The sequence below is a fragment of the Aliivibrio sp. S4MY1 genome, assembly GCF_028765545.1.
Taxonomy (GTDB): Bacteria; Pseudomonadota; Gammaproteobacteria; order Enterobacterales; family Vibrionaceae; genus Aliivibrio.
This window is the reverse complement of record NZ_JARACP010000005.1, coordinates 192,552-205,279: the sequence shown is the minus strand read 5'-3', so window position 1 is coordinate 205,279 and position 12,728 is coordinate 192,552. Positions and strand designations below refer to the sequence as shown.

14 protein-coding genes are annotated in these 12,728 nt (G+C 39.8%); 8 read left to right on the top strand and 6 right to left on the bottom strand.

Going from position 1 to position 12,728, the window contains the following annotated elements; all coding sequences use genetic code 11:
• Positions 1–43 precede the first annotated feature (43 nt).
• The 5 genes from vctD (at position 44) to PVK71_RS07640 (ending at position 3,858) form a co-directional block, all read left to right on the top strand.
• Complete coding sequence (gene vctD / locus PVK71_RS07660) at positions 44–979, top strand: iron chelate uptake ABC transporter permease subunit VctD (RefSeq protein ID WP_274418621.1); 936 nt, start codon at positions 44–46, stop codon at positions 977–979.
• Entirely contained in the window at positions 972–1,922 is a 951-nt protein-coding gene (locus PVK71_RS07655; RefSeq protein WP_274418622.1) for an iron chelate uptake ABC transporter family permease subunit, read from the top strand. Before vctD ends, PVK71_RS07655 begins: the two co-directional genes overlap by 8 nt.
• 8 nt (positions 1,923–1,930) lie before the next feature.
• Positions 1,931–2,692, top strand: a complete 762-nt coding sequence (vctC, locus tag PVK71_RS07650) for an iron chelate ABC transporter ATP-binding protein VctC (protein WP_045104150.1) — start codon at positions 1,931–1,933, stop codon at positions 2,690–2,692.
• Positions 2,693–2,703: 11 nt separating this feature from the next.
• Positions 2,704–3,498: a siderophore-interacting protein gene (locus PVK71_RS07645; protein ID WP_274418624.1), complete on the top strand. Its 795-nt coding sequence runs from the start codon at positions 2,704–2,706 to the stop codon at positions 3,496–3,498.
• A 102-nt stretch (positions 3,499–3,600) separates the two neighbouring features.
• Positions 3,601–3,858 carry a YdcH family protein gene (locus tag PVK71_RS07640; protein WP_274418625.1) on the top strand — a complete coding sequence of 86 codons (258 nt, stop codon included), beginning with the start codon at positions 3,601–3,603 and terminating at the stop codon, positions 3,856–3,858.
• A 97-nt stretch (positions 3,859–3,955) separates the two neighbouring features.
• Here PVK71_RS07640 and PVK71_RS07635 read toward each other — a convergent pair whose 3' ends face one another.
• The 4 genes from PVK71_RS07635 to PVK71_RS07620 form a co-directional block, all read right to left on the bottom strand.
• Positions 3,956–4,852, bottom strand: coding sequence for a DMT family transporter (locus PVK71_RS07635; RefSeq protein WP_274418626.1), 897 nt, complete (start codon positions 4,850–4,852; stop codon positions 3,956–3,958).
• A gap of 101 nt (positions 4,853–4,953) precedes the next feature.
• Positions 4,954–5,400 carry a copper chaperone PCu(A)C gene (locus PVK71_RS07630; protein WP_274418629.1) on the bottom strand — a complete coding sequence of 149 codons (447 nt, stop codon included), beginning with the start codon at positions 5,398–5,400 and terminating at the stop codon, positions 4,954–4,956.
• A 48-nt stretch (positions 5,401–5,448) separates the two neighbouring features.
• The gene (locus PVK71_RS07625) at positions 5,449–6,006 is read right to left on the bottom strand and encodes an SCO family protein (protein WP_274418631.1); all 558 of its coding nucleotides are present in this window, start codon (positions 6,004–6,006) and stop codon (positions 5,449–5,451) included.
• A complete protein-coding gene (locus tag PVK71_RS07620) occupies positions 6,003–6,443 on the bottom strand; it encodes a hypothetical protein (protein ID WP_130048365.1) in 441 nt (146 codons plus the stop codon). The genes PVK71_RS07625 and PVK71_RS07620 overlap by 4 nt, the downstream gene beginning before the upstream one ends.
• A gap of 116 nt (positions 6,444–6,559) precedes the next feature.
• On the opposite strand from PVK71_RS07620, the gene PVK71_RS07615 reads away from it, so the two are divergent.
• From PVK71_RS07615 to focA, 3 genes are all read left to right on the top strand, one after another.
• The gene (locus tag PVK71_RS07615) at positions 6,560–7,135 is read left to right on the top strand and encodes a DNA-3-methyladenine glycosylase I (protein WP_274418633.1); all 576 of its coding nucleotides are present in this window, start codon (positions 6,560–6,562) and stop codon (positions 7,133–7,135) included.
• Positions 7,135–7,320 (top strand): hypothetical protein, encoded by a 186-nt coding sequence (locus PVK71_RS07610; protein WP_274418634.1) that lies wholly within the window; start codon positions 7,135–7,137, stop codon positions 7,318–7,320. The genes PVK71_RS07615 and PVK71_RS07610 overlap by 1 nt, the downstream gene beginning before the upstream one ends.
• A gap of 169 nt (positions 7,321–7,489) precedes the next feature.
• On the top strand, positions 7,490–8,338 hold the full coding sequence (focA, locus tag PVK71_RS07605) for a formate transporter FocA (protein ID WP_130043646.1): 849 nt from the start codon (positions 7,490–7,492) through the stop codon (positions 8,336–8,338).
• 103 nt (positions 8,339–8,441) lie between these two features.
• Here the strand turns inward: focA and PVK71_RS07600 are convergent, their stop codons facing one another.
• Positions 8,442–11,489: an efflux RND transporter permease subunit gene (locus PVK71_RS07600; protein WP_274418636.1), complete on the bottom strand. Its 3,048-nt coding sequence runs from the start codon at positions 11,487–11,489 to the stop codon at positions 8,442–8,444.
• A 2-nt stretch (positions 11,490–11,491) separates the two neighbouring features.
• A complete protein-coding gene (locus tag PVK71_RS07595) occupies positions 11,492–12,607 on the bottom strand; it encodes an efflux RND transporter periplasmic adaptor subunit (protein WP_274418638.1) in 1,116 nt (371 codons plus the stop codon).
• Positions 12,608–12,728: the final 121 nt, after the last annotated feature.

Below are 12,728 nucleotides of genomic sequence, written 5' to 3'. Positions count from 1 at the left end.
TATTTCTTTGAGATAGCACGCTTTGTGCAGGCTGAGGTTAGCTTTGAAAAAGTTATTGCTTGTTCTTATTGTGCTGAGCTTTGCTTCGGTATTTATCGGTGTTGCTGACTTGTCGTTATCAGCTATTTTCCGAGGAGATACAGAAGCTCTAGAACTCCTTGCAGTAAGTCGTCTCCCACGTTTATTGGCCATTTTATTATCTGGTGCAGGCTTGAGTATTGCTGGGTTAATCATGCAACAGATCAGTCAAAACCGATTTGCTGCACCATCAACCTCTGGCACCATCGAGTGTGCAATGTTGGGTTACGTATTAAGCTTGGTGATCTTTGGGCATGGCGATAATTTATTGCTGATTTTTGCCATGGCGATTGGCGGTACACTTCTTTTTATTCAATTCATTCATCGTATTCAATTTAAAAATGCCATCTATGTACCCTTAATCGGCATCATTTTTGGTAACGTTGTCTCTTCTGCTGCAACCTTTGTCGCTTATAAATACGATGCAGTACAAAACCTTTCTGCATGGACGGTTGCGAACTTCGCTAATATTCTGCAAGGTAACTATGAGCTGTTATACATTGCGGTGCCAATTTCAGTGATAAGTTATTGGTACGCGACGCGTTTATCTGCCGTTGGCATGGGGAAAGATTTTGCGACCAATATTGGTTTGAAGTACAAGCAAATTCTATTTCTCGGTATTATTTTAGTTTCTGTTATGTCAGCAACGGTAGTGATGATTGTAGGTCAATTGCCTTTCCTTGGCTTAATCGTACCAAACTTAGTTGCTCAGTTTTATGGTGATAACCTACGCAGAAACATCCCTTTAACGGCGATTGTTGGCGCGATATTAATCCTTGTATGTGACGTTGTAGGACGTGTGATCATTTTCCCTTATGAAATCCCAATCTCTATGATCATTAGTATTCTTGGTGGAATGGTGTTTATTTTCTTTATCGTTAAAGGTAAACAAAATGTCTGATTCAATTAAACTAACGGCATTGGCTTTTATAACCGTTTTATTCACCTTTTTGTTTATTGGTATTGGGCTTGATGCTTCCAATTATGAGTATTTTTTGTCTCGTCGAGTGCCTAAAGTATTGGCGATGATTTTAGCCAGTATTGCGATTGCACAGTCGTCTTTGGTATTTCAAACCATTACGCATAACCGCATTTTAACACCAAGTATTATGGGGTTTGATGCCTTGTATTTACTGACTCAAGTATTGGTTGTGGTTATTTTTGGTTGCTTTAGTATTTTCCTATTAAACCCATTTGTTAATTTTGCTATGTCAGTTGTGATAATGGTCGGTTTTTCTTTGTTGTTATTTGGCTTTTACTTTAAGAAAAACAACAGTAATGTCATTACCTTATTATTGCTTGGTGTGATTTTTGGGCAGCTGTTTTCTAACGTTTCTTCATTTTTTATGATGTTGGTTGATCCAAACGACTTTGCTTCGATTCAATCTAGTATGTTTGCAAGTTTTAATAATATTAACAAAGAGTTAGTTTATTTGTGTGTTATCCCATTATTACTAATTAGTGCCGTGTTATTTCGAATGTCGAATGTGCTTGATGTATTCTGGCTTGATAACGATAACGCGACCAGTTTAGGTGTTGATGTGGGTAAAGTAACTAAGCAGGTGCTTATCTTAGTGGCTATCTTAATTTCAGTATCGACAGCATTAGTTGGTCCTGTAATGTTCTTTGGTTTATTGGTGGCTAACTTAGCAAAAGAGTTTTTCCATACCTATCGTCACCGAACTTTACTACTGGGAAGCAGTTTAATGGCGATGTCGATGCTGCTTTCAGGACAATGGGCGATTGAGAATATCTTTAAGTTTGAAACGACATTAAGCGTAGTGATTAATTTTATCGGTGGTTTGTACTTCTTATCGCTGTTAGTTCGACAAAAAATTCAATAGAGAAACGTATGATTTCATTATCTCAACTATCAAAATCATTTGGTCAGCAAAAAGTTGTCGACCAAGCTTCTGCTTCTTTTATTAAAGGTGAAGTGACGTCGATCATTGGACCTAATGGTGCCGGTAAAAGTACCGTGCTATCTATGGCAAGCCGCTTATTAGCAAAAGACAGTGGCAGTGTGCTCATTGAAAACCAAGAAGTGGTGGATTGGGACACAAAAGCCTTAGCGAAAAAACTAGCGGTACTTCGACAATCAAATAATTTAAACATGCGTTTTACGGTGCGTGAGCTTGTTGCTTTTGGTCGATTTCCTTATAGCCAAGGTAAGTTAACAAAGCATGATAATGAAGTAATGGATAAGGCGATCAATTATTTAGATCTTGCACCTATTCAGAATAAGTACTTAGATCAATTAAGTGGTGGCCAGCGTCAATTGGCATTTATTGCCATGGTGGTTGCACAAGATACGGATTATGTCTTTTTAGATGAGCCGTTAAACAATCTAGATATTAAGCATTCATTGCAAATCATGAAAAACATTAAAACGCTGGCTCATGAATTAGGAAAAGCCGTAGTGATAGTGATTCATGATATTAACTTCGCATCCTGTTATTCAGACAACATTGTGGCGCTTAAAAAGGGCAAAGTAGTAGCAAATGGTACCGTTGCTGAAGTGATCAGAAAAGACGTGTTATCCGAGATTTACGAAACTGAATTTGATATCCATGAAGTTAATGGCCAACGTATCTGTATGTATTACGGACAATAAAGGATTAAGTTATGAATAAGAAACCCTCTCCACGTGTATTGACGGTTATTAATAGCACTCAACTAACAGAAAACATGCAGCGCATTACGTTTAAAGCCGAAGACCTTTCTACTTTTGATATGGAAAGTGAAGGCGGTTACATCAAGCTGATGTTTAACGAGAATGGCGGAACCGATCTTTCTGGTATTCCTGACGGGACTCGTCCAATGATGCGTACTTATACCGTGCGTAATTTGAGAAAAGAGCAGAATGAGCTGGATGTCGATTTTGTTCGCCATCACCATGCGAATACAGTGATGACAGCTGAAACAGGAGGCTTTGCTTCGGCATGGGCTCAAAATGCAGTAAGTGGCGATACGATTTCAATTGCAGGTCCAGGAAGCATCAAAGGGCTTAATCATAGTGCAGATTGGTTCTTTTTAGTGGCAGATATGACAGCGTTACCTGCTTTGTCTGCAAAACTAGAAGCCTTACCAGCAACAGCGGTAGGCTACGCTGTGATTGAAATTAATCATGAATCAGATAAACAGACGTTAGCTAAGCCACAAGGCATTGAGTTAGTGTGGGTACTCAAATCTGATACACAAGACTTAACAGGTACAGTTCGAGCACAAGAGTGGAAAACGGGCAGAGTTGCTGTGTGGAGTGCTTGCGAGTTTAATCAAATGAGACAACTTCGCACTTATTTCCGTAATGAAAAAGAAGTCGATAAAGACGATCTTTATATCAGCAGCTACTGGAAAGAGGGCTGTACTGAAGATGGACATAAAGTAGCGAAGCATGAAGATCAACTCGCTGAGGGCTAATACCTTGCAGAAGATTCGTGATTAACTTTGCGTGATACGGCACATTTCTTTTGATGGATTGCTCCTATACTGGTAAATAATCTGATAGAAAAGGAAGTGCCAATGCTAAATGAAAACCACGCTTTTATCTTAGATTTTCCAGAGCTTAAATTAGATATTGTTCAGCTCAATCATGACGATCCTAAATTTAAAGCCGATCTCCAGCAATACCATCAATTGGATTACGACATTCGACAGCTAGAAATATCCGGTAGCCCAATTGATGATGAGAGCATGAATGCATTAAAACATCAGCGTATGGAGTTAAAAGACACTTTGTATAAGCAGCTGACTGAGCATCATGAGATGGTAGGTAACTAATTTCCATTTAATTATTCAGTAATAACTAACGAACACCCACAAAAAAGCCGACTTATAGACAGTCGGCTTTCTTATATCATGTTAATACTAACAATAATTACGCTTTGATAAGTTCGTTTGCTTCTGGTTTGGCTTTTTTGGTTTTAATTTGAGCCAAGATAACACCAGAAATTACCATTAAACCACCCATTAAATGGTAGCTCTCAATCTTCTCACCCAACAGAATCGCGGCTAGAGATACCGCCACTACAGGCAGTAGATTCATGAACATCGCACTTGATTCTGCACCAATGACATCAATCGCTTTTACCCACATCCAAGGCGCGAGAATAGATGCTGCAATTGAGGCATACATGATGAGTGGAATAGAGCCTTCAGTAGGAAGTAATGTTTCACTCGTTAGCCACAGTGGGGTCAACATAGCAACAGCAAATAAGCCTTGCATGTAAATTAGCTGCCAGTTGGTGATGGGCATTTTCCAACGTTTTAATAAAACACAGTAGGCCGCATAGCAAAGAGCTGCGATAACCATTAAGCCATCACCTTCAGTAATTGGTTGATGTAAGAAGAAAGTCACATCGCCATGCCCAAGCATGAATGTTAAGCCAGCTAGCGAGATCACCGCACCCACAATACTTAATTTAGAAATACGTTTACCTAGTAGAGGTAAGCTTAAGAAAATACTAATCAAAGGCACTAGCGAGGTAATAAGAGACATGTTGGAAGCCGTTGTTGTTAGGCCAGCGTAATATCCTAGAGATTGGTTTAACACCATGCCAAGTAGGGCTAAAAAAGCTAATTTACTTAAATAAGGACGGATCACATGACGAGATTTGATGACAGAAGGCAAACAAAATGGAGTCAAAATCAGCATGGCAAAAGCCCAACGATAAAAACTCATTGCACTTGGCTCAATAGCAGAAGCTGCCATTTTATTAATAATAGAATTGCCGCCCCAAATAAGTACGGTGAATAGCGGTAAAAGATAATACATGTGAACTGCATCTCATCAGAGGATAATGGGATGCAGTTTGACAGGTACAATTAATTATATATATCTCTAATCGGACACTTTGATTTATTAGAAAGACATGATTACATTTTGTGCTTCATTCCTGCCATTACTTTTTTTACTGGTGCTTTAAATACTTCTTTATCGCCATTTGCAAAGTTAAGGTTTACGTCAATAAACTCTTCTTCTTTTAACGGGCCTGTTAGTTCAAAAAGCATGATGTGTAATCCACCTGGCTTTAAAACGGTGTTTGAGTTTTTTGCAATGGTGATAGATTCTACTTCACGCATTTTCATCATGCCGTCCGTCTTTATCACGGTATGCAGTTCAACTTTATTTGCAGCTGAGGTCGTGGCTGATACCAATGTTCGATCTTTATCGCCGTCATTTTTTATGGTCATGAAAATAGCACTATTAACCGCATTGGGTGGCGTTGCACGTGCGTATGGATTTTCAATGGTTAATTCACTTTGAGCAAAAGCGGTAGAGCTAAGTAAAAGAGTACTTAGAGCAAAGATGGTTTTTTTCATCGGATATTCCTTTAAGAAGTAGTGGTCCCTTAGGGACACGAGTTATTTTTATTGCGAAAGAGACATAATCGCTTTCACTATTGGTTCAGGTGTCACGGTATGAGGTACTTTGGTGATTAATGTTCCGTCTGGTGTTAGAAAGTAAAAATAGGAGGAGTGATCAATCGTATACTCTAATGCAGAGTCTTTCAGTTCAGTTTTATGGAAGGTGACGCCGTAACGCTCAGTTAACATATTGATCGCTTGCAGTGAGCCAGAGCTGCCTTCTATCTTTTTGTGAAAGTAATGTGCGTATTCAGCTGAGTGCTCTGGTGAGTCTCTTTGTGGGTCAAGCGTGATAAAAATAGGGCGAAATTGAGATAATGTGGTGTCGTCTATCTGGTTGAATGCGCCTGATAGCATAGCTAATGACGTAGGACAAACATCAGGACAGCGTGTAAAACCGAAGTAGATAATACGAATACGTGGATCGTTAAGATCAAACAGATCAACGGCATTATTGTTTTCGCCATAAAGAGAGGCATCATCAGTGAGATTTGCTAAGTAGATCTGTTTTAACGCAAATCCTGCGAATACGATCGCGATAATGAGTAAGAGTTTTTTCATTGTTGAGCCTTTAATGAAATAGTGACTTCTGTATTTCCATCAGTGAGGGTTCCTGTCCACACCATTGTATTTTGAGTACAAATAGGTAATAGGATCTCGCCTTCAAATGTGCTGTTGTTGGTTTTGGTTAGTTGGAAAATAGGATTACCCATTTCCATATCGACCCCTTGAAGAGAAAGAAGGAGTTTTTCTGAGTTCGTATTTGGCCATTTAACGGTAATAGAGCTAGGCTCTAAAGGCGTAAGAGTGTCTTTTTGTAACTGAATATCAACGCCATTTTGTATGCAGGGTTGAGTCGATAGCTGGCAAGTATCTTCAATCGCAATGCTTGGCTTGAGCTGATTTTTGACAAAATGAGTCATGTCAGAGAAAAAGAAGCCGATAAGTAATAAGGCAGTAATACAGAATGTTTTGAATACAGTTGAAAGAATTTTCATACAGACAGCCACTCAGAAAAAAGTGCGCAAATGGTAGCATAATGACAATACAGAATAGGATACTAGTTGCGGTAGTGTGAACTCAGTTAAGTTGTCTAAGAAAAGAGGTTATAACAATGGATAAAAAGCGTTGTGAATGGGCAGAGGTTTCTGATTTAGATAGAGATTATCATGATAATGAATGGGGCGTTCCGGTTTATTCTGATGATGAATTATTTGAGTATTTAACTCTAGAAGGGGCTCAAGCTGGATTAAGCTGGTCGACTATTTTAAAGAAGCGAGAAGGATATAGGCTTCTATTTGATCAATTTGATATTGAAAAAATCAGTCAATACGATCAAGAAAAAGTAGATGCGTTAATGCTGGATGTGAGAATTATACGCAACCGACTTAAAATTAAATCTACAATTACTAATGCTCACGCTTTTATTAATATACAAAAAGAGTTCGGCAGTTTTTCTAATTACCTATGGGGTTATGTCGGCCAAACGCCTATTCAGAATCATTGGAAAAGCATGTCTGAGGTACCAGCAACAACTGAGTTATCAGATAAATTAAGTAAAGATTTAAAGAAACGTGGCTTTAAGTTTGTGGGATCTACTATTTGCTATGCCTTTTTGCAGGCAACAGGGGTCGTGAATGATCACTTAGTTAGCTGCCCTTGTTATAATAAAGACAGTAAGGAAAAGTAATGAATAAGAAATCATTACCTAATGTAGAAGAAAATATTATTGATACGGTGGATGTTGACGGAACGTATCAAGAAGAATTGCGTAAGAAAGAAGACCGTCGAAATTACCCTTCTAAACCTGTTTTGTATGAGAGACGATTTAAACAAGATCGTCGCCATAAAGATAAGATAGACATCAAAATCTAAATCTTATATTTACTTATTGAGTGTGAACTATGTCTCATTTTGTGTTTTTTTAAAATAGTTGTAAATTTTCTCAATTTTAATGCTTGCAGACCTGAAAATCGCTTGTATTCCGTACAAAATAGGAGGATTATCCGACCTTCCTATTCACTTGTATCAAAATGTTACTAATATGAACCAGTTCGACTCTTTATTACCGCCACAAATGGCTGAACGCGCTGCTGAAGTTGGCGTAGCAAAAGCAACTAAAGACCCATTCAAATCATTTTTATTAGCGATCACTGCTGGTATTCACATCGGTATTGCCTTCATTTTTTATACCACAGTTACTACTGGCGCAGAGTCAATGCCATGGGGTATGTCTCACTTTATTGGTGGTCTTGCCTTTAGCCTTGGTCTTATTTTGGTTGTCGTCACTGGTGGTGAGCTGTTTACGAGTTCAGTATTAACACTGGTTGCCCGTGCAAGTGGTAAAATTAGCTGGAAAAGCTTGTGTGCTAACTGGGCGGTTGTTTATGTCGGTAACTTTATTGGTGCTATGTTGCTTGTTGGTATCATGTTAGTTGCTAAGCAATACATGAATGATGGCGGTGCAGTTGGTATTAATACGATGAAAATTGCTCAGCATAAAATGCATCATGGTTTTTGGCAGGCGGTTGCGCTAGGGCTAATGTGTAATGTGTTAGTGTGTGTGGGTGTGTGGATGACATTTTCAGGTCGTACATTAACGGATAAAATTTTAGTTATTATTCTTCCTGTAGCAATGTTTGTTTCTGCTGGTTTTGAGCACTGTATTGCAAACATGTTCCAAATTCCAATGGCTGTCGGTATTAAAACATTTGCATCTCCTGAATTTTGGGCGGCAAGTGGTTATTCTGCATTAGATTTTGCAGACTTAACATTAAGTAATTTTGTTATTAATAACCTTATCCCTGTGACGATTGGTAACATCATTGGTGGTGGTATCTTCGTTGGTATGGGGTACTGGATCATCTATCTACGTGAGCCAAACCATCATTAATTTGATGCGCTAACTGCTTATGTAAATTTTAGATAGACGTTAGATAAAGAAAAGGAGCGTATTGAACGCTCCTTTTTTATGCCAGTTATTTAGTAATTTTCAACTAGTGGTTTACCTTGATCCTAAAGAACATCGCATAAAAGAGTGGGATAACCACTAATGTCAGTATGGTTGCGAACAACAAACCAAACATAATAGTCACTGCCATGCTTTTAAAGAATGGGTCGATAAGCAGGGGAGCAACACCAAGTATGGTTGTTAGTGCTCCGAGTAATACTGGTCTTGCACGACTTAATGACGCATCAATAATTGCATTATAAGGGGGCTTACCATTTGCTACTTCCACATCCGCTTGGTCAACAAGTACGATGGCATTTTTTACCATCATGCCGATAAGGCTTAAGAACCCAAGTATTGCCATAAACTCAAATGGCGTTTGGAATACGATTAACCCAACCGATACACCGATAATGGCTAAAGGTGCCGTTAACCAAATAACCAATGGCTGACGTAATGCGTTGAACATGAAGATCACAGATAAAATCATCGCTGCAAACCCATAAGGTGCTGATATTACCAAGCCTTCATTCGCGTCTTTAGAGGCTTTATATTCCCCATACCAAATTAACTGATATCCAGATGGAAGTTCGATAGCTTCAATTTTCTCTCTTACCTGTTTAAAGGCATCCGCAGTCAGTACGCCCGGTGCTGGGTCAGCTTGTACTAAAATGGTCGGCATTCGATCAATACGGCGCAGAATGGCATCTTCCCAAACTAAGTTTGATGATTCAATAAGTTGGCTTACTGAGATAAAACTGCCGGTTGTTGGGCTAAAGACCTCTGTATTTTCTATCGCACGTTGATGGTTACGCTCTGTTTCTGGTGATCGAGCCACAATCGGAATTAAGTCATTACCTTCACGATAAACACCAACGTTTCGCCCTGATAATGTTTGAGCGATGGCTTTATTTATCTCTTGTGTTGTTAATCCAAATTGTTGTGCTTTTTCTTCTGAAAATTGAGGGCGTAGCACTGGCACTTGTTGACGCCAATCGTCTTGTACTGCAATCAATTGTGGGTCATTAAGCATGATCGCTTTTGCTTGCTCTGCTAATTGACGCAACACATGGCTGTCTGGGCCTTTAAATCCGGCTTCAATTTTCTTACCGCCGCCGCGGCCTAGCATGAATTTCCATACTTTAATCGACGCATTGGTGTATTTTGCATCCAACTCAGTTTGAAGTTCAACCAACAGTGGAGCAATGTTTTGATAGTCATCAATATCAATCAGTAGCTGACCATAACTTGGATTACGCGCTTCTGGTGAGTAGGTTAGCATGAAGCGTAAACCGCCACCGCCCACAAAACTAGTGATATTAGTGATGCCTTCTTTTTGTTTTACATCTTGCTCTATGGCCGCAATAGTTTGCTCTGTACGCTTAATGTCTGACCCTTGCGGTAAATAAACATCAACCACAAACTGAGCACGTTGAGACTCTGGCATAAAGCCCGGTGGAATATAACGAACACCATAAATAGAAGTAAACAAAACAACCAATAAAAGACCTAGGCTGATACCACGATGTGCTAATACCCACGTTAATAATTGACGGTATTGTTGACTAATACGGCTTGGTGGTGCTTGGTTATCTATTGCTTTCACGGTTAGAAAATCGTGGCATAGCATTGGCGTGATTGTAATCGCAAATACCCAACTTAATAGCATCGAGTATAAAATCACCCAAAATAGAGATCCTGCGTATTCGCCCATGTCTGATGGAGAAAGACCGATAGCGCTGAAAGCACAAATACCTACAACCGTACCGCCCAGAAGAGGCCATTTAGTTGCATTAACGACATCTGAAACGATCTCATCACGGCTGTCATTTGGAGTGGTTTGTAAACGCACTAAAATACCGTCAGTGACCACAATCGCATTATCTACCAGCATACCCAATGCGATGATCAATGCACCCAAAGAGATCCTTTGCATTGCGATGTCTTGGATTAACATGATGCATAATGTACCTGCAACCGTCAGTAGCAAAACAAAGCCAATGATGATGCCTGAGCGTAATCCCATAAACAGTAATAAGACGACAAATACAATCACAACAGCGGCAATGAGGTTATCAATAAAGTTAGTTACCGACGCACGAACCGAATCCGATTGCATAGAAATGACATTCAGCTCTATCCCTAATGGACGTTGACCTTCTAGCTCTGCAATACGCGCTTTTACGGCATCGCCCATATCAACCACGTTACCGCCTGATACGTTTGAAATACCAAAACCTACGGCGCGCTCACCATTGTAACGAACCAGCATAGACGTCGGCTCTTGGTAGCCACGAGTAACCGTGGCAATATCACCTAAACGAAGAACGGTATGATTATTCCCAAGGCTTACTTGCAGGTTATTTAAGTCATTAATTGAGTTAATTCCTGAGTTTGGGATCACAGGAATACGCATTGCATCTGTTTCAATACTTCCGGCAACCGTTACGATGTTTTGCTTTTGTAGTACTTGATACACTTTCTCTGCAGACACACCAAATTGCGCCATGCGCTCGCTCGACATTTCAACGAAAATAGTTTCTTGGCGCTCGCCTAGTGTTGCTGTTTTTGCAACGCCAGGGACAAGAACAAGTTCACGGCGCAAATCATCCACATAATCTTGCAGTTGTTTGTCACTAAAGCCTTCGCCTGTTACGGCAAAAAATAGCGAGTACACATCAGAAAAGTCATCATTAACAATCGATGCGCTTGCTCCTGGTGGTAATTGGCGTTGTGCATCCCCAATTTTACGACGCAGTTTATCCCACACTTGTTGCAAAGCGGCTTGGCTTTGAGCAAATTCAAGTTTGATTTCAACCGTCACTTCAGACATGCCTTGTTTAGAGACAGATTTCACTTCTTTTACTTCTTGAAGTGATTGAACGGCACCTTCAATAATGTCGGTTACTTCGTCTGATACTTCCTGAGCGGTGGCGCCAGAATAAGGGGTATTGATTACCGCTTGGCGAATGACAAACTCAGGATCTTCAAAGCGACCTAGTTTTAAATAGCTTAAGTAACCACCAAATAAGATCAGAGTGATAAGCACCCACACTGAGGTACGTTTAGTAATGGTATAACGTGCAATGTCCATTTCTATTCCCCGTGACTCATTGCTGATTGTTCAGAATAGGGTTTTACGATCATGTCGGTTTTAATGCTAGTGACACCGGCAATGATAATGCGCTCATTCATTTGCAAGCCTTGAGTAATAACCACTCGGTTTGTCAGTAATTCACCAGTATTAACTGCGCGTTGTTGTGCTTGATTTTGAGCATCAACCACCCACACAAATTTACCGCCTTTGTTATCCGGTACGATAGCGGTTAAAGGCACGGTAATGAGTGTATTCTCTTCTGCTGAGTCTTTTGGATATACAGGAGTCACTTTTACTGTCATGCCAGGTAATACATTAAAGCCGCTTAATTCTTTAAACTTTAGTACTACTGGGTAGGTTTGCGTTATTGGGTCTGCTTGGGTGCCATACGTACTTAATACAAGAGGAAAGCGCACATTAGGAACAGCACTGATTTGAGCAATCGCTTCAGAGCCTTTTAATTCGCCTAACATGACACTGTCTGGAATATTGATAAGTACCTCTAAGTTATCAAGGTCATGAATGGTCAATACTGGGCTATTTGCTTGTATTTGCACATGATTGTCGATCATCTTACGACCAACAATACCATCAAAAGGAGCGGTCAATTGGGTGTACTCTAATTGACGTTTTGCTTCTTCTAGTCGATTTTTAGCTAGGTTATAGCGAGTGCTTAACGTATCTAAATCACTCTTAGCAATGGCTTGGCTTTTTTCATAAATTGCTTTGCCACGGTTGTATTCTGCTTGGCTGTTTTTATATTCAACACGCGCTGACTCTAGTGCGGTTTTCGCATCACGAGGATCTAATTGCGCCAGTAATTGTCCTTTGGTTACCTGTTGGCCTTCTTCAACCAGCACGCTAATAACACGTCCATTCATTCTAAAAGCTAAATCAGCACGTTCGGCTGAGCGTACAACACCGTTAAAGCGTAGTTGTGCATTTATACTTGGGCTAATCACTTCAATAAGTGCAGGGCGAATCGTGTCGACTTTTGTTGTTTCTAATTGTGCGTCGGTTGAGTCACACCCAGAGATCATTAGTGTGCCAATCGCAAGGCTGACAGCCAGTACGGTTTTCTTCATTAACATAACAGTCGAAATACGTGAGCTCATTGACTCATTCCTCATGAAAAGAGTGGTTGGTTGAACATAAAATAGTCGAGTAAATCATTTTTTAATTACCAAAGTAAACTCGTGAGTTTATTTTATGGTTAAATTTTTTAAAAGTAAACTC